Origin of the sequence: Massilia eurypsychrophila (assembly GCF_002760655.1) — a bacterium.
Classification (GTDB): Bacteria; Pseudomonadota; Gammaproteobacteria; order Burkholderiales; family Burkholderiaceae_D; genus JAFCUW01.
This window is the reverse complement of sequence record NZ_PDOC01000001.1, coordinates 374441-395215: the sequence shown is the minus strand read 5'-3', so window position 1 is coordinate 395215 and position 20775 is coordinate 374441. Positions and strand designations below refer to the sequence as shown.

Below are 20775 nucleotides of genomic sequence, written 5' to 3'. Positions count from 1 at the left end.
ATTGCACAATAAGTTAGGGCCTAGAAAATTGCAAGGACAATTCATTACGAATCAGCACTGCTTTACGGCGGCAAAGTCTTCCAATATCGCAGCAGTTCCCGCAGCGCTTGTGGCTTGTTCAGCGGCACCAGTCCTGCCTGGTTGGCCGTGTTGCTGCCATGACAAGAGGCGCAGGTGCGCATCTCGCCGGCCTGGAAGGTGATCCAGTTGCGTTCGCGCACGATCGCGCTGCCGGCGCGGTCGGTGGTCTGCCACGTCAGTGCGCGCCGCGCCGGCACGAATGCCGCGGTGGAGCCATCGGCAGCGATACGGACACTGCCGGCGGGACCAGCCGGATTGGCCGGGTTGGCGCCGGCGCCATCGTGCAGCGGCTGGGCGATCACGCGACGGCCGGGCCGGCCGGGATAGGCGCGCACCTGGTCGCCCTGGAAAATCTGGAAGTGCGCGACCTCGTAGACCTTGCCGCTTGGCGACGCCTTCGACACGGTTTTGACGCCACCAGGAACCTGCAAGTTGAACGGCTGTTGCAAGTCTGCCCGATCGCGGCTGCTCTGGTCGCGCGTGACGATCAGCGCCAAGTCGCGCCGCAGCAGCCAGGCGCGCAGCGCCGCTTCGCTGACCTGCTCCTCGCGCAGCACGGCGCGCTCGGGCGCTTCGAGCCCGGTGGCCGCGCGCACCGGCTTGCCGGCCAGGCGCGGGCGCAGTTCGACCGCATCGAGCTCCCACTACGCCCCGCTGAAACTGCGCGCGCCGGCGCGGTACAGTCCGCCGGCGCCGCGTACCAGCAGGCGCAGCCGCTGGTCGGGCAGCGGCGTGCCCTGCTCGGGCGGGGGCTCGGCGCTGGTGTGGCTGGCCGCTAGGCGCCCATCCGGCAGCGGCAGCGGATTGCGGAAGCGCCCGCCCGCGACGGCGTCGGCCGGATCCGCGCCCGTCTATCCTGGCGCGGCATAATGGCATCTTTAAGTGCAGCTATTGCGGCGGCCCAATGACCGTTGACGGCGTGGCCCATTCTCATTACATATGACCAAGCGGGTCTTGCAATCACAACGTCTGTTCCGGCCGGATAAATATTAACGGCCTCGTTGGTAAAAACTCCATTGCCGAAGCCAACAACCCGACCAAGGAAGCCGCCGCTAATTAGAGTACGCTTGATCTAGAAGCGGGCTTTTGGCCCGCTCTTTTCTTTTCCACCGTTATTTCTGCCGCTCAATAGAAGTTATTAATTTGCCTCGTTTTTGTGATCCATCAATGTTCAGCTCGACAAGACTGCGAAAATTTAGCTCAGCCGTTCTTTATCGGCAGTTTTGGTTTTTGCGTTAACCGAAAGAAAGCTAATCATGAAAGTACTCCAAATACGCGCGCTTCCATTGTGGCTTGTATTCGCAGCGTTTGCCGCGCAAGGTTCGACCCCGACCGTTATCAAAGACAATCCGCCGCCGTTTTACTGCCCCGATGGCGGTCCCAGCACAAGTAAGTTTAAAGGCTGTGAACCGTTCCCGAAAATGCCCGCGAGCGCCAGCAAAGATAAACGCCCCGTTGCCATCGTCGGGCTAATCAAAGGGGCGGAACACGTCGCGTTGATACGCGGCAAGGCGCGGGACAGTCTTTGTTTTACCGGCGTTAACTGGAAAAGGCAGCGCGAAACAACGTGCAAAGGAGTGGCAAACGCCAAGCCACTACCAAATTTCGACATCATGCCCGTGAACGTCAACGGGGTTCACGCCCTTGTATTCAAGCGCAAACCGAACGTGATAGCGAATAAAAACGAATTGGCCGATCTGCGCCAATTCACAGTTGAATTTGGGCGCGCTGCAGTCGGTTTGCAAAAGATCGCTGATAAACGTCTATTGTCATCAACCGCGCCCACAGCATTAAAAAAGGCCACGCCGGGTTTGCAAGCGTCGGCGGTCATGGTCCCAGGTAGCGGCGGCTGCGGTTCAGATGAGGATGGCGGTGGGTTTTGCACTACGCCCGCCGATGGTTACGAAGGCGGCGGCGGCGGCGGCGACTATGGCGCGCCGGAATATGACCCAGGCTATCCGGAGGAAGGCGGACCGGTCGAACTCCCTGGCTTTCCGCCCCCCGAAACCGGGCCCATCCCGGACGGTGGCGCTGCGCCAAATTGGCCCAGTGGAAGCGGATCAGGCGGCGAGCCTGTTCCGACTAGCACCGGGTGGGTCTGTACCGTAACGATTCCCACGATTTGCTATAGTACGGCAAACCGCCCAGCGCCAACTGGCGGGATTCCCCCGATTGGCGGCATTCCCCCCGTGGGCGGCCCGATTGGGGGCGATGGGTCCGGGTGGTTCCCGCCTAGCGGGCCTATTACAAATGCGCCGCCCGCCGATAACTTGCCCGAAAACGCTCGAGATAAATGGAATGCCGCTGTCAAGCAGTGCAACAAGCAAGCGGACGACGGGGAAAAATTATGCAACAAGATGGCGGCAAGTGCGGGGTGGGACGACGATAAATGGGGCATTTGCTTCGAACACGTAATCAATAAACAAACGGCCTGCGTCGCCATAGCGAACGCGCAGTATGGTAATTGGTACGGCAGATAACAGCAATATAACAGACCGCGCACGGAAAACCGGAGCGGCTTCTATTTTTGGGAGATATCGCGATGTATCGACAGACCTATATGACATTCGGCATTGACCGGCAAGGCGTCGCCTTGGTTGCTGAATTTGTGATGAATGACCGACCCGGCCAGCAAATCGAAAGTATGCTCAGCTATTCCTATTTCGAAGACTTGGACCGGGAAGGCCGTGACTATACGCGCCGCCTAATCGGGTTGTTAACGCTGATGATGATGCAATATAGCTCACCCGAAGTAATGAGCCGCCACGCGGTCGGGCCGATAACACCAGCCACACAAATAATTACACACGGCAGTGCGGTTGGAGTGGTAGACGAAAACGCGCTGATGTCCACGCATTTAATGCTTAGCCTGGACCCGGCAGCGGAAGCGCTAGAGCTAGAGATTGTCGAAAGGGGCGGCGATAAGCGGATATTGCGCCGAGTGGCGGTCCGCAGGGTAGCCGCTGCGGACCTCGCTGAACGCGGCGGCGATGCGGCAGCAATGGATGTCGGCGCTATCGTGTTGGAAATGCTGAAAGACCTTTACCCAGCGTCGTTCGCCGGGTTCCCCACGCTGGCATAACGGGCGCATTGGCGCGGGCGCAGCGCCGCCCGGTCTATTTTCGACGACTCCATAAATCCCTTCCAACGCGGCGAGTAGTGCGCGCTCACAATCTGGAGCTATCGCGGTTAATGCTTTGCGAAGTTCCGCGGATTCGTATGTGTGATAACACCAGCGGTCGACTGGTGTACGCGATCAACAATGCAGTGCTGTTCGCGGTGGGCAAGTAGACGCTGGCCGTGCTCAGCGGTGCCCTGGCAATTGGAGGATAATGTCGGCTTGGCAAACCTGACTGTCCTCCATGCGCACCGGCATCATCTCCGCAACCCTGGCGTTTCTGTGCTGGGGCCTGTTTCCCCTCTATTTCAACGCATTGAAGGACGTGCCGCCGGGCCAGATCCTGGCGCACCGCGTGGTGTGGTCGCTGCTGTTCCTGGCCATCGTGCTGACGTTCCGGCGGCAATGGAGCTGGCTGCCGGCGGTGTTGCGCAGGCCGCGCGTCATCGGCAGCTTCGTTGCCAGCGCCTTCCTGCTCAGCGTCAATTGGCTGGTGTACATCTGGGCGGTCAACAATGGCCACGTCATCGAGGGCAGCCTCGGCTACTTCATCAATCCGCTGGTCAACATCATGTTCGGCTACCTGATCCTGAAGGAGCGGCTGCGGTCGGTCCAGTGGATGGCGATTGCGCTGGCCGCGCTTGGCGTGGCGTGGCTGACATGGCAGACCGGGTCGGTGCCGTGGATCGCGCTGATCCTGGCCAGCTCGTTCGGCGCCTACGGGCTGATGCGCAAAACGGCCGCGCTCGGTGCGCTGGAAGGCTTGTCGTTCGAGACGATGGTGTTGTTTCCGCTGGCGCTGGGCTACCTCGCGTGGCTCGGCGTGCTGGGCCAGAACGGCTTCATCAACGCCGCTTCCGACGACACGCGCTGGCTGCTGGTGGCTGCCGGGCCGATCACGGCGATCCCGCTGCTGCTGTTTGCATCGGGCGCGCGCAAGATCCCGCTGGCGGTGCTCGGCATGCTGCAATACATTTCGCCGACGATCCAGTTCCTGCTCGGCGTCTGGCTATTCCACGAGGCATTCACGGCCGAGCGACTGGTTGGCTTCGTGCTGATCTGGAGCGCGCTGGCGCTGTACGCCGCCGAAGGCCTGTGGCGCAACCGCCAGAATAAATTGGGGTCAGACCCGTTTTAAATTCACAAAAAGACGATCTTCGCGATCCAAAAAGCAGGTCTGACCCCGATTTTTCAGGCACCGAGAGCTGGCTCAAACCGACGCCGGCACCTTGCGGCGTACGCAAAACATGCTGCGTGAACAAATGGGGTCAGACCCGTTTGATCAACGTCGAAAGTCGCTTCTTGCCAAACGATAAACGGGTCTGACCCCGATTTTTTTGGGGAGCCGGCGCTGCCGCGGCTGCCGGCAGCTAGCAAAAAGAGGCGGCTTGGCCTGCCGGGTCAGATTCGACGCCGGATTTCCGGTATGCTGTGCACCTTCCGTCACACCTGAGAATATTGCAATGGCAAATTACGTCTACACCATGAACAAGGTGGGCAAAATCGTCCCGCCGAAACGCCAGATCCTGAAGGATATTTCGCTGTCGTTCTTTCCGGGCGCTAAGATCGGCGTGCTGGGCCTGAACGGCTCCGGCAAGTCGACGTTGCTGAAAATTATGGCAGGCATCGATACCGATATCCAGGGCGAAGCCGTGCCGATGCCAGGCCTGAACATCGGCTACCTGCCGCAGGAACCCCAGCTCGACCCGGACATGACGGTGCGCCAGATCGTCGAATCGGGCCTCGGCGAAGTGTTCGAGGCGCAAGCGAAACTGGAGGCCGTGTACGCCGCCTACGCCGACGAGGACGCCGACTTCGACGCGCTCGCCACCGAGCAGGCGCGCCTCGAGGCGATCATCTCGACGTCCGATGGCGGCAACCTGAATTTGCAGCTGGAAATGGCCGCCGATGCGCTGCGCCTGCCGCCATGGGACGCCAAGATCGGCATCCTCTCTGGCGGCGAGAAGCGCCGCGTCGCGCTGTGCCGCCTGCTGCTGTCGAAGCCGGACATGCTGCTGCTCGACGAGCCGACCAACCACCTCGACGCCGAATCGGTCGAGTGGCTCGAGCAATTCCTGCTGCGCTTTCCCGGCACCGTCGTCGGCATTACCCACGATCGCTACTTCCTCGACAATGCCGCCGAGTGGATCCTGGAACTGGACCGCGGCCACGGCATCCCGTGGAAAGGCAACTACAGCTCGTGGCTCGAGCAGAAGGGCAACCGCCTGAAGCAGGAAGAAGCCACCGAATCGTCGCGCCAGAAAACCATCGCCAAGGAACTCGAGTGGGTGCGCCAGAATCCGAAGGGCCGCCAGGCCAAGAGCAAGGCGCGCCTGGCGCGCTTCAACGAGCTGTCCGAGCACGAATACCAGAAGCGCAACGAAACGTCCGAAATCTTCATCCCGGTCGCCGAGCGCCTCGGTAACGAAGTGATCGAATTTAAGAACGTGTCGAAAGCCTTCGGCGACCGCTTGCTGATCGACAACCTGTCGTTCACCGTGCCGCCTGGCGCCATCGTCGGCATCATCGGCCCGAACGGCGCCGGCAAGTCGACCCTGTTCAAGATGATCACCGGCAAAGAGCAGCCCGACAGCGGCGAAGTGGCGATCGGCCAGACCGCGCGCGTGTCGATCGTCGACCAGAACCGCGACGACCTGGCCAACACCAAGACGGTGTTCGACGACGTCGCCGGCGGCGCCGACACGCTGACGGTGGGCCGCTTCGACATGCCGTCGCGCGCCTACCTCGGCCGCTTCAACTTCAAGGGATCGGACCAGCAGAAGATCGTCGGCAACCTGTCCGGTGGCGAACGCGGCCGCCTGCACTTGGCCAAGACGCTGCTGCAAGGCGGCAACGTGTTGCTGCTGGACGAGCCGTCTAACGACCTCGACGTCGAAACCTTGCGCGCGCTGGAAGATGCCCTGCTCGAGTTCGCCGGCAGCGTGATGGTGATCTCGCACGATCGCTGGTTCCTCGACCGCATCGCCACCCACATCCTGGCGTTCGAAGGCAATTCGCAAGTCACCTTCTTCGACGGCAATTATCAGGAATACGAGGCGGACAAGAAAAAGCGCCTCGGCGAAGAAGGCGCCAAGCCGAAACGCATCCGCTACAAGCCGCTCACGGTGTAAGCAGTTTCATCGCATCAATAAAAGCTCCCCGCGGGGAGCTTTTATCATGGGCCTCAATGCGCCGCTCGTTTGCGCGATTCGACATGAATCGACGATCAGCTTGGCACACTATGCTCATGAATGACTACCGCCACAACCGGGTTCCGGGTGGAACATCCTTCTTCACGGTCCGCCTGGTCGAGCCCGGCAGCACGCTGCTGACCGATCACTTTTCGGCGTTCGGCGAAGCCATGCGCCAGGCCCGCAGCAAGCGCCCTTTCCACGTCGATGCGTGGGTGGTCCTGCCCGACCATGCGCACGCGATCTGGACCTTGCCGCCGGGCGACCACGACTGCGCCAGCCGCTGGCGCGCGGTCAAGATTGCTTTCTCCAAGGCGCTGCGCAAGTCGACCGCCGCGCCCGACAGCGTCATCTGGGAGCCGCACTACCGGGACCGCCGCGTCGCCAGCGACGCCGAATACGACCGCCTGGTCGACTATGTCCACGCCAACCCGATGCGGCACGGCCTGTGCGAGCAGGCCGTCGACTGGCAGTGGTCGTCGCTGCACCGCTTCATCGCCACTGGGCTGGCGCGCACGGACAGTGCCGTGCGTGCCTAGAACGAAAAAAGAGCCCCGAAGGGCTCTTTTCTAAGCGGCAGGACAGGGCATGCTGCCCCGCCGTTATCAGAATGCGTATTTCGCGGCAACGGTCAGAACGTCAGCCTTGGCGCCAAAGTCCTTGCTCTTGCCGTAGCGCTCGTATTCAGCGGTCAGTGCGACTTTCTGGTTCAGGTTGTACTGGACGCCCAGCGCGCCATACAGCTCAGTCTTGCTTTCGCTGCGGTTGAACACGCCGTTGGTCGAGCTCAGGTCCGACTTGTTGCGCGCCGCGCCCAGCTTGCCGAACAGCGAAACCTGCTCGGTGATCGGGTGGGTTGCCTTGCCGGCGACGTAGAACGAATCACCTTCCGACTCAGCGCGGCCATTCACGCCGTTCAGGGTGTAACTGTGGCTCGATTTCTTAAAGTCGGTGTAGCCGACCTCGACGCCAAAACGCTGGTCGAACTCGTAGCCGCCGAAGATCTTGCCGGACGCCTTGTAGCCATCGGTGTCGCCGCCGACGGTGCCTGGCAGCTTGTAGCTATGGTCAGCGCTGGCGACGCCGACGCCGACGTAAGGACCTGGACCCGCTGCCTGGGCAGCGCCCATAGTGGCTGCCGCCGCGATCACTGCAAAAATGAGCTTTTTCATGTGGAATCCTTTGTTGAGTTATTCGTCTGTCCCACAATTCCCAATGAATTGCGAGAGGGTCAAGATAACAAAGACAACAGCCCACGTCGTTGGCGATTTCGTAAGAAATGTAATGAGATGTAAGCCGTCTAGACAGATAACTGACCAGCCGTTCAGTTATATGCATGAGAAAATAAGACGATGTTGGGCGAAGTTACAAGATCAAGCGAAAAGTTAGATTCACCCGGGGACCTAAAACCTTTGCCGATTTGTTAATTCCGTGCGACCAGTTAGTTTGCAAACTTCCGGCCATGAGCAGCAAACTGCCGTCGTTCAAGGCGAGTTGTAAGCGCCGTTTGTTCAGCTTGTTTTGCAGGATAAACGTCCGAGTGGCGCCAAAAGTGACCGAAGCGATGGCCGGCTCGGACCCCAGTTCGGGTTCGTTATCGCTGTGCATGCCCATGCTGTCGCGGCCGTCCCGGTAGTAATTCAGCAGCACGCTGTTGAAGCGCCGCCCGGTCGCCGCCTGGACCGCCGCGAGGATGTCCAGCTGCAAGGCGGTGAACGGCAGCGGTTCGAGCGTCAGACCGGAGTAGGAATACGCCTTCTCGCCATGCCAAGCGGTCAGCCGCGGTTGCGGGTATTGTTTGCCCCAGAGGGTGATCACTTCGCTGCGCCAGGCAGTCTCGGTAATCAGGCGCGCCAGCACCTCGTCATTGGCGATCGGCAGGGCGAGCTGGGCCAGGAAGGACAATTCGCCACCCTCGACCGGGATCGGCGTCAATGTTGCTGTGGAGTCGAACAAATCCATGATGGCCCGATCATATCAGGCGCGAGCCGAGCGCTGCGGCGAATGTCCGTGGGGGCTGTATCACATTGAGGTGCAGGCTTGAGCCCGCGGGGAGGGAATCAGGCGTAGGCTTCGGCCAGGGTCATCACGCGCGGTGCGATGGTCAGGCCGATATCTTTGAACAACTCTTCAATGGCGGCCATGTTGACGGCGCATTCTTCGGTTTTCCAGCCGTTGAACAGGTCGGTGCCGTTTTTCTCGAAGTGCATGTCCAGCACTTTACCCTTGTCCTTGTGGGTGTAGCTTTGCTGATAGGTATTCTGGAAACCCAGCTTTGCCAATGCCGTCAGCACCTCGGTCGGCGGGTGATCCGGATCGGTGGCCATGAAAACGCCGAAGGTCTTGCCCGGTGGCTTGGCGGCGATGTCCAGCTCGTAGATGCCGGGCGCCTTGGTCACGGCGGTACTCTTCAAAAACAGCATGATGTTTCCTTGTTGATATTGTTACGCAATGTCGCGCCTCGTTCTGTTGACCCCGGGCCTGCAAACCGTCGGTAATTTTCTCAATTAAAACACCCAGACAGACAAGCTTATTGCGAATTTCCACGTTTGTCGATGCTTGACTGCATCTTTTTTGCAGGACGGCAACACCGTCATGGCCGCAGCCAGGCCATGACGGTATCGTCCTCCGCCACGCCGAGCGAATTGTTGACGCGAGCGCGCAGGCGGCCCTCTTCGACGAAGCCGAGCGAGCGGTACAGGCCGCGCGCCCGCTCGTTCGACACCCGCGCGAACAGTTCGACGCGGGCAATGTGCGGCATGCGACGGATCACTTCATCGAGCAGCGCCTGGAACAGCGCGCGGCCGACCCCGCGCCCCTGCGCCTGTGGCGCCACCGCGATGGTCAGGTCGGCCAGCAGGTGCGACAGCGCGGCGATGCCCGGACCGGATGCGTGGATCTCGCCGAGGATGCGGCCGCCCTCCTCCCACACCAGCTCGATGCCGTCGGCGGCCGCCCGGCGCATGAAGCCGCCGACGTAATCGTCGGTCACTTCGCCCGGCGTGCGCGCGATGCCGTCGGGCGTTGCCGCCACCAGCCGGTACAGCGCGACCAGTTGCGCGTGGTCGCGCGCGACAGCCTTCCTGATCATCGGTCGCGCCGCGCCAGGCGGGTGGTGGCCACGGCCAGCGCCCGGTACAGCTCACCGGTCGGCGCATCCCAGCCGTCCAGCGCCGCCTGCTGGCGCGCCACGGTGGCGACGTCGCCGCGGGCGATCGGCCCCATCAGCGATGGCCGCGCGCCGAGACGAAACACGTTCTCCAGCGTTTCGGTCGCCAGCGGGCGCGCCAGTTCGCGCGCCACCTGCTCCGGGATGCCGGCCGCCTGGTAGGCGCGCAGCGCCGCATCCATCAGCGTGACGAGGTAGTTCGAGGCCATCACCGAGGCGGCGTGATAGACCGTCTTGGCGGCGGCGTCGAGCGGCACCAGGCGCGCGCCGATCAGCGCGAGCGGCGGCTCGAGCAGCGCCAGCGCGCGCGCGTCGCCTTCGATGCCGCAGAAGGTGCCGGCAAAGTCGCGCGCCACGCCTTCCGGGTCGGCGAAACTGCGCACCGGGTGCACGCTGGCCGTCAGCGCGCCCCGGGCGGCAGCCGCCTGCAGCGCCGCCGACGACTTGGCGCCGCTGCAGTGAAACACCAGCGCGCCGCCGAGCATGCCGGCATTCGCCAGCGCCGCGCACACCGCTTCGATCTGGTCGTCGCCCACCGCCAGCATGACCGCGTCGGCGCGCCGCAGCCCGGCCAGTTCGCCCACTGCGCGGCCGGCGCCGATGAAGCCGACCGCGTCGGCCGCGCTGGCGGCGGAACGGGTCAGCACGTCCTGCACGGCAAAGGCGCCGCTGGCGGCGAACAGGCGCCCCAGCACGCGGCCCAGATGGCCGGCGCCGACGATGTTGAGCGTATGCGGCATGTCAGAATCCCGAGCCGGGCTGGCTCAGGTACTCCAGTTCGGCCGGCGTCGAAGCGCGGCCAAGGATCGCGTTGCGATGCGGGAAGCGGCCGAAGCGCGCGATCACGCCGCGGTGGCGGTGGGCGTAATCGAGCATCGCATCGAAGTCCTGGTGGTTGTCGGCGGCCAGCGCGGCGAACAGCGCCACCGCCTTTTCCTGCATGCCGGCGTCTTCGGCGTGCTCGAACGGCATGTAGGCAAAGGCGCGCTGCAGCGGCGTCAAGCCCTGGTGATCGTCCGATTCGACCAGCTCGGTGGCGGCGGCCAGCGCCAGCGCGTCGCCGGCAAACGACGCGCTGGTGCCGCGATAGGCGTTGCGGGTGAACTGGTCGAGCACGAGGATGCGCGCCAGCGTGCCGTGTGCGCCCTCGCGGTCCCATTCGCGCAAGCCGCCTGCCACCGCCTGGCCGATGACGGTGCCGAAACGCTCCGCGATGGCGGCGTCGAAGCGCTCGTCCTTCTTGAACCATTCAACGCGCGGCTTGCCGTGGCCTTGCGCGCCGGCCGGCAGGAACCAGAAATCGAGTACTTCTTTTGGACTCATCGAGATTTCCTTCGTGTGGAGTTTAATTGCGGGCGTGCGATAACTGGAAGGTGTCGATGCCCTCGAACCTGGCCAATTCGGCCGCCAGCATCGACAGCGGCATGCCGCTCTTGCGCGACAGCGCCAGCACCACGAAGCGCCACTCCTGGCAGCCGTCGCTGCCGCCGATCGCCATGGTGCCGCCGGCGATTTCGTAGCCGCGTTCAAGCGCCACGCGGCGCAGTGTCGATTCGAGCGGCACAAAGTCGTGCTTGAAGCGCATCATGACGGCCAGCGCATGGCGCGACGGCAGGAACGCCTCGATCTTGTGCAGGTAGATCATGATCATCGACGCCATGAACGCCAGCCCCATCGCCGCCAGGTAGAAGCCGACGCCGACCAGGATGCCGATCACCGACGACGCCCAGATCGACGCCGCCGTGGTCAGGCCGCTGATGTTGAAGCCTTCGCGCATGATCACGCCGGCGCCGAGAAAGCCGATGCCGGTCACCACGCCCTGGATGATGCGGGTCGGGTCGGCCACGCCGACCAGCGCGCCGCCATGGCCGCCGTACCAGAAGTCCGGGTAGCCGCCGATGATGGTCAGCGCGGCCGACGCCATGCACACCAGGCCATAGGTGCGCATGCCGGCGGCGCGGCCGTGGTACGAGCGCTCGTAGCCGACCAGCAGGCCAAGCAGCAGCGCGCCCAACAGGTTCAGCAGGATCAGGCCATTGGTGGCGAGCTCGCGCTGGGTCCAGTAGGCGGCCAGCATTTCAAATGTCGGCATTCGGCTTCTTTCGGCTTACGACGGTTTTTTCTTGACCAGCTGTTTTTCGAACGCGACATCGAGCTTGCTGACGCGCTTCGGCGTCTGTGGCCCCAGGCTGTTGACGAAGGCGGCAAATTCGGCCAGTTCGAGCGGGGCGCACAACGGCGGCCCGCCCGGCTTCTCGGACAGGAAAAACAGGCCGTCGCCGGTCACCGACATCGTGTAGCCGGCGTTACCGCTGCGTAGCTTGAGCCGGTCGACGGCATTGCTGCCGCGGGTGGAACGTAGACCCTTCATTCAGATCTCCTTGGTGCGCTCGTCGAGCCAGGCGCGGGCGGCGCCATCGACGTGGGGCGCCAGGCGCGCGCGCACCGTCGCGTGATAGTCGTTGAGCCACTTGACCTCGTCGGCGCGCAGCAGCTCCAGGTCGAGCAGGCGGGTGTCGATCGGGCACAACGTCAATGTCTCGAAGTTGAGGAATTCGCCGAACTCGGTGGTTTCGGCGCTGCGGTTGAGCACCAGGTTCTCGATCCGGATGCCCCAGCGGCCGGGCCGGTAGATGCCCGGTTCGACCGAGGTGATCATGCCCGGCTCCATCGCCGTGTGCGGCTCGGGCATGCTGGTGGCGGAGATCGACTGCGGCCCCTCGTGCACGTTGAGGAAGTAGCCGACGCCGTGGCCGGTGCCGTGGCCGTACTCGTTACCGGCGGCCCAGATCGGCGCGCGCGCCAGCGCGTCGAGCATCGGCGACCTGGTCCCGCGCGGGAACTGCGCCGACGACAGCGCGATGACGCCCTTGAGCACCAAGGTGAAGTCGCGCTTTTGCGCGGCGGACGACGTGCCGATCGGGACCACGCGGGTGATGTCGGTGGTGCCGCCGAGGTACTGCCCGCCGGAGTCGATCAGCAGCAGGCCATCGCCTTCGATGTCGGCGTGCGAGTCCTCGGTGGCGCGGTAGTGCATGATCGCGCCGTTTGCGTTGAAGCCGGCAATGGTGCCGAAACTCGGGCTGACAAAGCCGGGCCGGCGCGCGCGCGCGGCGCAGATGTGGGTGTCGATATCGAGTTCGGTCGGCGGGCCGCGGCGCTTGTCGGCCAGGCGCACGTCGAGCCAGGCGAAGAACTCGCACAAGGCGGCGCCGTCCTGCTCCATCGTGGCGCGCACGTGATCGGCATCCTGCGCGGTCTTTTTCGATTTGGCGAAGGTGCTCGGGTTGACCGATTCGACCACCTTCACCGCGGCCGCCACCGCGGCGCGCATGCCGGCGGTGATGCGGCGCGGGTCGACCAGCAGCACTTCGCCCTCGCCGAGCTGCGCCAGCGCCGCTTCGGCCTGGCCGTAAGGCGCCAGCTCGACGCGATCGAGGCGCAGCCGTTCGGCGACATCGGCCGGCACCTTGCCGTCGGCGACGAACAGCGTCGCGCTATCGGGCTTGAGGAGCGCGTGCGCCAGGAACACCGGGTTGTAGTTGACGTCGGCGCCGCGCAGGTTGAACAGCCAGGCGATGTCGTCCAGGGTCGAGATGAAGTGGCGGCTGGCGCCGATTTTCGCCATCGCCGCGCGCACCTCGGCCAGCTTGTCGGCGCGCGTGGTCGACGCGTACGGCGCGGCGTGCTCGAACACGGGCGCCGTCGGCAGCGCCGGGCGCCCGCTCCAGACTTCGTCGAGCAGGTCGATGTCGGTGCGCAGCACGATGCCGCGCTCGCGCAGCGCGTCGGCCAGCAGGCGCGCGGTCGACAGGCCAAGCACGCGGGCGTCGACCGCCACCGTCTGGCCGCTGTGCAGGCTGGCGGCCAGCCAGTCGATGTACAGCAGGCTGGCGCCGGACGGGATCTTCATCAGGGCGATGTCGCTGCCGGCAAGTTCGGCTTCGGCCTGGGTCCAGTAGCGCGCGTCAGTCCAGACGCCGGCGAAAGCGGCAGTGGCGATGAAGGTGCCGACCGAGCCGGTAAAGCCGGACAGCCATTCGCGCCCCTGCCAGCGGCCGGGCAGGTATTCGGACAGGTGCGGGTCGGCCGACGGCACCAGGATGGCGTCGACGTGCTCGCGCTGCATGACGGCACGCAGCTGCGCCAGGGCCGCGGCGCGCTCGGAAGTGGTAGGTGGATTTTGCATAGTACTATGATACCCCGACAGAGCGCGCCTGTCGTCCTCGCGGTCTTGAAGCTGTGTCTTGATCCTAGGCCCGGAAGTGGCGCAGGCCTTCGAGGTCGAGCACGCGGATGCCGCCGTAATCGAGCCGCAGCAGCCCTTCCTTTTCCAGCAGCTGCAAGGACTGGTTGGCGCGCTGGCGCGAGGCGCCCGACAGGTAGCCGATCTCCTCCTGCGAGATGTGCACCATCTTCTCGAGCCCCGGATACAGGTGCGAGTTGAACATCGCCGCCAGGCAGCGTGCCACCCGCGTGTCGATGTCGAGCGTGCGGTCGTTTTCGACCAGGCCGATGAACTGGCCGAGCCGCTCGTTGAGCTGCATGAGCAAGAAGCGGTTGAACGGCAGGCTCGTTTCGAGCAGCCACTCGAACGTCTCGCGCGGCATGCGCGCCACCCGCGTGTCGCGCAGCGCCATCACGTCGTACTTGCGGGCCTGGTCCTTGAGCAGCGAACCTTCGCCGAACCAGCCGCCGGTGGGCACGCCGGCAAACGTCACGCTCTTGCCGCCCGCCGAAAAATTGTTGATTTTGACCAAGCCTTCGATGATGCCGATCCAGCTTTCCAGCGGCTCGCCCTTGTGGCAGACGAAGCCGCCCTTGGGCACGAACTGTTCGTGGCAAGCGGCCTCTACCTTCACCATTTCGGCGGCCGACAGCGACTGCGCCCAGATAGTCTGGCGCAGGTGTTCGGTCAACGTTTGTGTGGCTATGTTCATTTGTGCGTCGCACCATCGAAAGTCACGCAATTGTCACCCAAAAGACAACATGGGAATCAACCGCAAGCTAATATCATCACACAAAAATGTACCGGCCCGGCTTTTTGGACAGAGCGGGCGAGGCGCAATTACAGGAGGGGACGAAGTGAACACATCGGACAGCGCGATTCTGCAGACCAATCTGCAGACCTTTCCGCGGCGCCTGCGGGCGCACGGCGAGCTGCGCCCGGCGCGGCCGGCCTTCCGCGAAAAGCACCTCGGCATATGGCAGACCTGGAGCTGGCTCGAGGTCAACCACGAAGTACGCGCGATGGCCTGCGGCCTGGCTTCGCTGGGCTTCGAGCGCGGCATGAACCTGGCCATCGTCGGCGACAACCGCCCGCGCCTGTACTGGGCGATGCTGGCCGCGCAGAGCATCGGCGGCGTGCCGGTGCCGCTGTACCAGGACGCGCCGGCGGCCGACATGGCCTACGTATTGAACGACGCCGACATCGCCTTTGCCATCGTCGAAGACCAGGAACAGGTCGACAAGCTGCTCGAACTGGCGGCGCTGTGCCCGCAGATCAGGCACATCGCCTTCGAGGACGAGCGCGGCATGCGCCACTACAAGCAGGCCGGCGTGATCGCGCTGGCGCAGCTGCAGGAACTCGGGCGCGCCTGGGACAAGGCCAATCCGGGCGCGTTCGACGCGGCGGTGGAAGCCGGCCAGGCGTTCGACCCGGCCATCATCCTGTACACCTCCGGCACCACCGGTAAACCAAAGGGCGTGGTGCAGTCGCACGCCGCGCTGCTGTCGGCCGGCACCGGCGGCGTCGCCTTCGACAAGCTGACCGACCGCGAAGACATCCTGTCCTACCTGCCGATGGCGTGGGTGGGCGACTGCCTGTTCTCGCTGGCGCAGGCAATGGTGGCCGGCTTCACCGTCAACTGCCCGGAGTCGGGCGACACCGTGCTGACCGACCTGCGCGAAATCGGCCCGACCTATTATTTTGCGCCGCCGCGCGTGTTCGAGAACATGCTCACCAGCGTGATGATCCGGATGGAAGACGCCAGCGCCATCAAGCGCCGCATGTTCCATCACTTCATGGCGGTGGCGCGCCGCTGCGGCTCGAATATCCTCGACGGCAAACCGGTGGCGGCGGGCGACCGCCTGCAGTACGCGATCGGCCAGGCGCTGGTGTACGGCCCGCTGAAGAACGTGCTGGGCCTGTCGCGCGTGCGCGTGGCCTACACCGCGGGCGCGGCGATCGGCCCCGACCTGTTCCGCTTCTACCGCTCGATCGGCGTCAACCTCAAGCAGCTGTACGGCTCCACCGAAACGTGCGCCTACGTCTGCCTGCAGCCGGACGGGAACATCAAGTTCGACAGCGTCGGCCTGCCGGCGCCTGGCGTCGAGGTCAAGCTGGCCGATAACGGCGAAGTGCTGGTCAAGTCGGTGGCGACGATGGCCGGCTACTTCAAGCGTCCCGACGCCACCGCCGAGGTGATCGACGCCGACGGCTACTTCCACACCGGCGACGCCGGCATGTTCGACCGCGACGGCCACCTGAAGATCATCGACCGCGCCGCCGACGTCGGCAAGCTCAACGACGGCGCCATCTTCGCGCCGAACTACATCGAAAACAAACTGAAGTTCTTCCCGTTCATCAAGGAGGCGGTCGCGTTCGGCAATGGCCGCGACCAGGTCTGCGCCTTCATCAACATCGACATGGAAGCGGTCGGCAACTGGGCCGAGCGGCGCAACATCGCCTACTCCGGCTACACCGACCTGGCCTGCCATGCGCAGACCTATGAACTGGTGCGCGACTGCGTCGAGAAGGTCAACGCCGACCTGGCGTCCGAGCCGGGCATGGGCGCCACCCAGATCCACCGCTTCCTGGTGCTGCACAAGGAGCTCGATCCCGACGACGACGAGCTGACGCGCACGCGCAAGGTGCGGCGCAAGTTCATCGCCGAAAAATATGCGGTGCTGATCGAGGCGCTTTACACCGGCAAGACGTCGCAGTTCATCAGCACCCAGGTCAAGTTCGAGGACGGCCGCACCGGCGTGGCCAGCGCCGACCTGCGCATCGCCGAAGCGAAGACTTTTCCCCAAGTAGAGGCAGCAGCATGACCGATATGAGCCAGAGCACCATGCTGGGCGGCGCCGCGCGCAAGATCGGCCCGGTGGTGCTGGACCTGAACAACATCTCGCTGGCGTTCGGCGGCGTCAAGGCGCTGACCGACATCTCGTTCGACGTCAGGCAGCACGAGATCCGCGCCATCATTGGCCCGAACGGCGCCGGCAAGAGCTCGATGCTGAACGTGATCAATGGCGTCTACCGCCCGCAAAAAGGCGAGATCGTGCTGCGCGGCGAGCACCGCACCAACATGGATTGCTACAGCGCCGCCAAGGCCGGCATCGCGCGCACGTTCCAGAACATCGCGCTGTTCAAGGGCATGTCGGTGTTGGACAACATCATGACCGGCCGTAACCTGAAGATGAAGTCGAACTTCCTGCTGCAGGCGCTGTACTGGGGCCCGGCGCGGCGCGAGGAAATCGAACACCGCGAAAAAGTCGAGGAGATCATCGACTTCCTCGAGATTCAGGCGATCCGCAAGACGCCGGTCGGACGCCTGCCGTACGGCCTGCAAAAGCGCGTCGAGCTGGGACGCGCGCTGGCGGCCGAACCGGACATCCTGCTGCTGGACGAGCCGATGGCCGGCATGAACGTCGAAGAGAAGCAGGACATGTGCCGCTTCATCCTCGACGTCAACGACCAGTTCGGCACGACGATCGTGCTGATCGAGCACGACATGGGCGTGGTGATGGATATCTCCGACCGCGTCGTGGTGCTCGACTACGGCAAGAAGATCGCCGACGGCACCCCCGACGAAGTACGCGCCAACCAGGAGGTCATCCGCGCCTACCTGGGCGCCGAACACTAGGACGAATCGATGGGAACCTTACCATGAGCTTTTTCTTTGAAGTGCTGATAGGCGGCCTCCTCTCCGGCATCATGTATGCGCTGGTGGCGATCGGCTTCGTCCTGATCTACAAGGCGTCCGGCGTGTTCAACTTCGCCCAGGGCGCGATGGTGTTCTTCGCCGCCCTCACCTGCGTCGGCATGGTCGACAAGTTCGGCGTGCCGATGTGGCTGGCCATCCTGCTGACGATGGTGGTGATGGTGGTGCTTGGCCTGGCGATCGAGAAGGTCGTCTTGCGGCCGCTGGTGAACCAGCCGGAGATCACGTTGTTCATGGCCACCATCGGCCTGGCGTTCTTCATCGAGGGCCTGGCGCAGCTGATCTGGGGCTCGCAGGTGCACAAGCTGACCCTGCCGATCGAGGACGTGCCGATTCCGTGGCTGCTCGACAGCTACAACATCATGGTGTCCAAGTTCGACGTCACCGCCGCGGCCATCTGCGCGCTGATGGTGACCGGCCTGGCGCTGCTGTTCTCGAAGACGAAAATCGGCCGCGCCCTGCGCGCGGTCGCCGACGACCACCAGGCCGCGCAAGCGGTCGGCATCCCGCTGCAGCAGATCTGGGGCGTGGTGTGGGCGGTGGCCGGGCTGGTCGCGCTGGTGGCGGGCCTGCTGTGGGGCGCCCGCAACGGCGTGCAGTTCGCGCTGACCTTCATCGCGCTGAAAGCGCTGCCGGTGCTGATCCTCGGCGGCTTTACCTCGGTGCCTGGCGCGATCGTCGGCGGCCTGATTATCGGCGCGTCCGAAAAACTGGCGGAAGTCTATATCGGCCCGATGGTCGGTGGCGGCATCGAGGGCTGGTTCCCGTATGTGCTTGCGCTGCTGTTCCTGCTGGTGCGCCCCGAGGGGCTGTTCGGCGAAAAAATCATCCGGAGAATATAGATGCTGTATCGTGAAGCGGGGCAGTTCAAGACCTCCTATCAGGCCGACAATCAGATTTTTCCGATCCGGCAGGACCGCATCGCCATCGCTACCGTGGTGCTGGCCGCAGCGGTGCTGGTGCCGCTGTTCGCCACGCCCTACATGCTGTCGGCGATCCTGATCCCGTTCCTGATCTTCGCTCTGGCGGCGCTTGGCCTGAACATCCTGACCGGTTACGCCGGCCAGCTTTCGCTCGGCACCGCCGCCTTCATGGCGGTCGGCGCGTACGCCGCGTTCAACTTCATCGCCCGCGTGCCTGGCCTGCCGCTGCTGGTCGCCTTCGTGCTCGGCGGCCTGTGCGCGGCGCTGGTGGGCATCGTCTTCGGCCTGCCGTCGCTGCGGGTGCGCGGCTTCTACCTGGCCGCCTCCACCCTGGCGACCCAGTTCTTCGTCGTCTGGTGCCTGACCAAGATCCCGTACCTGACCAACTACAGCTCCTCGGGCGTGGTGACGGTGCAGAAGATGCAGATCTTCGGCTACGAGTTCAATTCGCCGGCCAGCAAATACCTGCTGGTGCTGGGGATCGTCGCCTTCCTCGCGCTGCTGGCCAAGAACATGATCCGCTCGAACGTGGGGCGCTCCTGGATGGCGATTCGCGACATGGACATGGCGGCCGAGGTGATCGGCTTTCGGCCGCTGCGCACCAAGCTGCTGGCGTTCGCCGTCAGTTCGTTCTACTGCGGCGTGGCCGGCGCGCTGTACGCTTTTGCCTATCTCGGCACGGTGGAGCCGGAAGCGTACAACCTCGACCTGTCGTTCCGCATCCTGTTCATGATCATCATCGGCGGAGTCGGCTCGATCCTGGGATCGTTCCTGGGCGCCGCCTTCATCGTGCTGCTGCCGGTGGGGCTGAACATCTTCGGCCACTTCCTCGGCCTGCCGACCAGTTTTGCATCGAATCTCGAATTAATGGTGTTTGGCGCGTTGATCATATTTTTCCTGATCGTGGAGCCGCACGGCCTCGCGCGCTTGTGGCAAGTGGGTAAAGAGAAGTTGCGCCTGTGGCCGTTCCCGCATTAAAGGCTGAAGGCACGCAATCGCAGTCAACGTAGTGAAAAGAGGAGACGATAATGAAGGGCTTTAAAACAATCATGCTGTGCGCGGCGCTGTCGGGCGCCTTTACCCAGGTGGCGCAGGCGGCCGACCAGTTCGTGGCGCTGCCGTCGTACCGCGTCGGCGCATATGCGGCCGGCGGCTCCGGCTTTTACGGCGGCGCCATCGACTACTTCAACCTGGTCAACGCCAACGGCGGCGTCAACGGCGTCAAGATCCTGTGGGAAGAGTGCGAGACCGAGTACAACCCGTCGCGCGGCGTCGAGTGCTACGAGCGCCTGAAAACCAAGAACGGCGGCGCCACCTTGGTCGAGCCGCTGTCGACCGGTATCGCCTACGGCATCCTTGACCGCGTCGCGGTCGACAAGATCCCGATGACGACGCTCGGCTACGGCCGCTCGGATGCCGCCAACGGCAAGGTGTTCCCTTACATTTTCCCGCTCATCACCAGCTACTACAACCAGGCCGCCGGCATGATCAAGTACCTGGGCGACAAGGAAGGCGGCTACGCCAAACTGAAGGGCAAGAAGATCGCCTACCTGTACCACGATTCGCCGTTCGGCAAGGAAGCGATGCCGGTGCTGGACGCGCTGGCGGCGCAGCATGGCTTCGAACTGCTGAAGATCGCGGTGGCGCCGCCGGGCAACGAGCAGCAGTCGCAGTGGCTGCAGATCCGCCAGGCCAAGCCTGACCACGTGATCCTGTGGGGCTGGGGCGTGATGAATTCGGTCGCCATCAAGACCGCGCAGCGCAACGGCTTCCCGCGCGAGAAGATGCTGGGCGTGTGGTGGGCCGGTTCCGAAGAGGACACCATCCCGTCGGGCGACGCCGCCAAGGGTTATACGGCGATGACCTTCAACACGCCGGGTAACTACCCGCTGATCGACGACATCCGCAAGAAGGTGTACGCGGCCGGCAAGGGCAACCTGGCCGACCAGGCCCGTATCGGCTCGGTCTACCACATGCGCGGCATGACGATGGGGATCCTGTGGGTCGAGGCAATCCGCACCGCGCAGGAAAAATTCGGCAAGGGCAAAGTCATGACCGGCGAGCAGATTCGCTGGGGCCTGGAGAACCTGAACATCGACGCGGCGCGCCAGAAGGCACTCGGTGCGTTCGGCATGTTCCCGACCGTGAAGACCAGCTGCGACGACCATGAAGGTTCGGGCGCGGTCAAGGTTCAGCAGTGGGACGGCGCCAAGTGGAAGGCGATCACGCCGAACTGGATCGTCGGCGACAAGGCGCTGACGCGCAAGCTGATCAACGACTCCTCGATGGCGTATGCCGCCGAAAAGAAGATCACGCCAGCGTGCATGTAACTGACGATGTGACCTGA

Annotated in this window: 21 protein-coding genes; 10 read left to right on the top strand and 11 right to left on the bottom strand. The window is 63.8% G+C overall.

Translation table 11 applies throughout. The annotated features are described in order from the left end of the window. Positions 1 to 62: 62 nt before the first annotated feature. Positions 63 to 677 (bottom strand): HzsA-related protein, encoded by a 615-nt coding sequence (locus CR105_RS01880; RefSeq protein WP_099786724.1) that lies wholly within the window; start codon positions 675 to 677, stop codon positions 63 to 65. 660 nt (positions 678 to 1337) lie between these two features. Between CR105_RS01880 and CR105_RS27675 the strand changes: the two genes are divergently transcribed. The 5 genes from CR105_RS27675 to CR105_RS01860 all read left to right on the top strand — a co-directional run bounded on the left by CR105_RS27675 (position 1338) and on the right by CR105_RS01860 (position 6929). After that, the gene (locus CR105_RS27675; RefSeq protein ID WP_131021631.1) at positions 1338 to 2561 is read left to right on the top strand and encodes a hypothetical protein; all 1224 of its coding nucleotides are present in this window, start codon (positions 1338 to 1340) and stop codon (positions 2559 to 2561) included. Positions 2562 to 2623: 62 nt separating this feature from the next. After that, complete coding sequence (locus tag CR105_RS01875; protein ID WP_099786723.1) at positions 2624 to 3163, top strand: hypothetical protein; 540 nt, start codon at positions 2624 to 2626, stop codon at positions 3161 to 3163. Positions 3164 to 3443: 280 nt separating this feature from the next. After that, positions 3444 to 4337, top strand: a complete 894-nt coding sequence (rarD, locus tag CR105_RS01870) for an EamA family transporter RarD (protein ID WP_099786722.1) — start codon at positions 3444 to 3446, stop codon at positions 4335 to 4337. Between the two features lie 325 nt (positions 4338 to 4662). After that, complete coding sequence (gene ettA / locus CR105_RS01865; protein ID WP_099786721.1) at positions 4663 to 6330, top strand: energy-dependent translational throttle protein EttA; 1668 nt, start codon at positions 4663 to 4665, stop codon at positions 6328 to 6330. Positions 6331 to 6446: 116 nt separating this feature from the next. Further along, positions 6447 to 6929 (top strand): REP-associated tyrosine transposase, encoded by a 483-nt coding sequence (locus CR105_RS01860; RefSeq protein ID WP_229413548.1) that lies wholly within the window; start codon positions 6447 to 6449, stop codon positions 6927 to 6929. A gap of 66 nt (positions 6930 to 6995) precedes the next feature. On the opposite strand, the gene CR105_RS01855 is transcribed toward CR105_RS01860, so the two are convergent. The 10 genes from CR105_RS01855 to CR105_RS01810 all read right to left on the bottom strand — a co-directional run bounded on the left by CR105_RS01855 (position 6996) and on the right by CR105_RS01810 (position 14499). Further along, positions 6996 to 7562 (bottom strand): outer membrane beta-barrel protein, encoded by a 567-nt coding sequence (locus CR105_RS01855; RefSeq protein WP_099786719.1) that lies wholly within the window; start codon positions 7560 to 7562, stop codon positions 6996 to 6998. 193 nt (positions 7563 to 7755) lie between these two features. Further along, positions 7756 to 8352, bottom strand: a complete 597-nt coding sequence (locus tag CR105_RS01850; protein WP_099786718.1) for an alpha-ketoglutarate-dependent dioxygenase AlkB family protein — start codon at positions 8350 to 8352, stop codon at positions 7756 to 7758. Positions 8353 to 8450: 98 nt separating this feature from the next. Next, entirely contained in the window at positions 8451 to 8813 is a 363-nt protein-coding gene (locus CR105_RS01845; RefSeq protein ID WP_099786717.1) for a hypothetical protein, read from the bottom strand. Positions 8814 to 8983: 170 nt separating this feature from the next. Then, on the bottom strand, positions 8984 to 9481 hold the full coding sequence (locus tag CR105_RS01840; protein ID WP_099786716.1) for a GNAT family N-acetyltransferase: 498 nt from the start codon (positions 9479 to 9481) through the stop codon (positions 8984 to 8986). After that, entirely contained in the window at positions 9478 to 10299 is an 822-nt protein-coding gene (locus CR105_RS01835; RefSeq protein ID WP_099786715.1) for a Rossmann-like and DUF2520 domain-containing protein, read from the bottom strand. Before CR105_RS01835 ends, CR105_RS01840 begins: the two co-directional genes overlap by 4 nt. 1 nt (position 10300) lies before the next feature. Continuing rightward, the gene (locus tag CR105_RS01830) at positions 10301 to 10882 is read right to left on the bottom strand and encodes a DUF924 family protein (protein WP_099786714.1); all 582 of its coding nucleotides are present in this window, start codon (positions 10880 to 10882) and stop codon (positions 10301 to 10303) included. A gap of 22 nt (positions 10883 to 10904) precedes the next feature. Further along, positions 10905 to 11651 carry an MgtC/SapB family protein gene (locus CR105_RS01825; protein ID WP_099786713.1) on the bottom strand — a complete coding sequence of 249 codons (747 nt, stop codon included), beginning with the start codon at positions 11649 to 11651 and terminating at the stop codon, positions 10905 to 10907. A gap of 15 nt (positions 11652 to 11666) precedes the next feature. Further along, positions 11667 to 11930, bottom strand: coding sequence for a hypothetical protein (locus tag CR105_RS01820; protein ID WP_099786712.1), 264 nt, complete (start codon positions 11928 to 11930; stop codon positions 11667 to 11669). Next, a complete protein-coding gene (locus CR105_RS01815; RefSeq protein WP_099786711.1) occupies positions 11931 to 13748 on the bottom strand; it encodes an aminopeptidase P family protein in 1818 nt (605 codons plus the stop codon). Positions 13749 to 13812: 64 nt separating this feature from the next. Then, on the bottom strand, positions 13813 to 14499 hold the full coding sequence (locus CR105_RS01810; protein ID WP_099786710.1) for a Crp/Fnr family transcriptional regulator: 687 nt from the start codon (positions 14497 to 14499) through the stop codon (positions 13813 to 13815). A 166-nt stretch (positions 14500 to 14665) separates the two neighbouring features. On the opposite strand from CR105_RS01810, the gene CR105_RS01805 reads away from it, so the two are divergent. From CR105_RS01805 to CR105_RS01785, 5 genes are read left to right on the top strand one after another with little or no spacing between them, the layout of a single operon-like run. Then, on the top strand, positions 14666 to 16612 hold the full coding sequence (locus tag CR105_RS01805) for an AMP-dependent synthetase/ligase (protein ID WP_218968647.1): 1947 nt from the start codon (positions 14666 to 14668) through the stop codon (positions 16610 to 16612). Beyond that, positions 16609 to 17427: an ABC transporter ATP-binding protein gene (locus CR105_RS01800; RefSeq protein ID WP_099786709.1), complete on the top strand. Its 819-nt coding sequence runs from the start codon at positions 16609 to 16611 to the stop codon at positions 17425 to 17427. Before CR105_RS01805 ends, CR105_RS01800 begins: the two co-directional genes overlap by 4 nt. A 23-nt stretch (positions 17428 to 17450) precedes the next feature. After that, a complete protein-coding gene (locus CR105_RS01795; RefSeq protein WP_099786708.1) occupies positions 17451 to 18347 on the top strand; it encodes a branched-chain amino acid ABC transporter permease in 897 nt (298 codons plus the stop codon). Continuing rightward, positions 18348 to 19406 carry a branched-chain amino acid ABC transporter permease gene (locus tag CR105_RS01790; protein ID WP_099786707.1) on the top strand — a complete coding sequence of 353 codons (1059 nt, stop codon included), beginning with the start codon at positions 18348 to 18350 and terminating at the stop codon, positions 19404 to 19406. A gap of 50 nt (positions 19407 to 19456) precedes the next feature. Further along, positions 19457 to 20758 carry an ABC transporter substrate-binding protein gene (locus CR105_RS01785; protein WP_099786706.1) on the top strand — a complete coding sequence of 434 codons (1302 nt, stop codon included), beginning with the start codon at positions 19457 to 19459 and terminating at the stop codon, positions 20756 to 20758. Positions 20759 to 20775 lie beyond the last annotated feature (17 nt).

What these genes read in the sequence shown, in the direction of transcription:
- CR105_RS01835 (WP_099786715.1), bottom strand. Translation starts at nt 10,299, where the DNA reads ATGCCGCATACGCTCAACATCGTCGGCGCCGGCCATCTGGGCCGCGTG.
- CR105_RS01850 (WP_099786718.1), bottom strand. Translation starts at nt 8,352, where the DNA reads ATGGATTTGTTCGACTCCACAGCAACATTGACGCCGATCCCGGTCGAG.
- CR105_RS01810 (WP_099786710.1), bottom strand. Translation starts at nt 14,499, where the DNA reads ATGAACATAGCCACACAAACGTTGACCGAACACCTGCGCCAGACTATC.
- CR105_RS01795 (WP_099786708.1), top strand. Translation starts at nt 17,451, where the DNA reads ATGAGCTTTTTCTTTGAAGTGCTGATAGGCGGCCTCCTCTCCGGCATC.
- CR105_RS01815 (WP_099786711.1), bottom strand. Translation starts at nt 13,748, where the DNA reads ATGCAAAATCCACCTACCACTTCCGAGCGCGCCGCGGCCCTGGCGCAG.
- CR105_RS27675 (WP_131021631.1), top strand. Translation starts at nt 1,338, where the DNA reads ATGAAAGTACTCCAAATACGCGCGCTTCCATTGTGGCTTGTATTCGCA.
- CR105_RS01825 (WP_099786713.1), bottom strand. Translation starts at nt 11,651, where the DNA reads ATGCCGACATTTGAAATGCTGGCCGCCTACTGGACCCAGCGCGAGCTC.
- ettA (WP_099786721.1), top strand. Translation starts at nt 4,663, where the DNA reads ATGGCAAATTACGTCTACACCATGAACAAGGTGGGCAAAATCGTCCCG.
- CR105_RS01845 (WP_099786717.1), bottom strand. Translation starts at nt 8,813, where the DNA reads ATGCTGTTTTTGAAGAGTACCGCCGTGACCAAGGCGCCCGGCATCTAC.
- CR105_RS01830 (WP_099786714.1), bottom strand. Translation starts at nt 10,882, where the DNA reads ATGAGTCCAAAAGAAGTACTCGATTTCTGGTTCCTGCCGGCCGGCGCG.
- CR105_RS01800 (WP_099786709.1), top strand. Translation starts at nt 16,609, where the DNA reads ATGACCGATATGAGCCAGAGCACCATGCTGGGCGGCGCCGCGCGCAAG.
- CR105_RS01785 (WP_099786706.1), top strand. Translation starts at nt 19,457, where the DNA reads ATGAAGGGCTTTAAAACAATCATGCTGTGCGCGGCGCTGTCGGGCGCC.
- CR105_RS01860 (WP_229413548.1), top strand. Translation starts at nt 6,447, where the DNA reads ATGAATGACTACCGCCACAACCGGGTTCCGGGTGGAACATCCTTCTTC.
- CR105_RS01840 (WP_099786716.1), bottom strand. Translation starts at nt 9,481, where the DNA reads ATGATCAGGAAGGCTGTCGCGCGCGACCACGCGCAACTGGTCGCGCTG.
- CR105_RS01790 (WP_099786707.1), top strand. Translation starts at nt 18,348, where the DNA reads ATGCTGTATCGTGAAGCGGGGCAGTTCAAGACCTCCTATCAGGCCGAC.
- CR105_RS01875 (WP_099786723.1), top strand. Translation starts at nt 2,624, where the DNA reads ATGTATCGACAGACCTATATGACATTCGGCATTGACCGGCAAGGCGTC.
- rarD (WP_099786722.1), top strand. Translation starts at nt 3,444, where the DNA reads ATGCGCACCGGCATCATCTCCGCAACCCTGGCGTTTCTGTGCTGGGGC.
- CR105_RS01820 (WP_099786712.1), bottom strand. Translation starts at nt 11,930, where the DNA reads ATGAAGGGTCTACGTTCCACCCGCGGCAGCAATGCCGTCGACCGGCTC.
- CR105_RS01855 (WP_099786719.1), bottom strand. Translation starts at nt 7,562, where the DNA reads ATGAAAAAGCTCATTTTTGCAGTGATCGCGGCGGCAGCCACTATGGGC.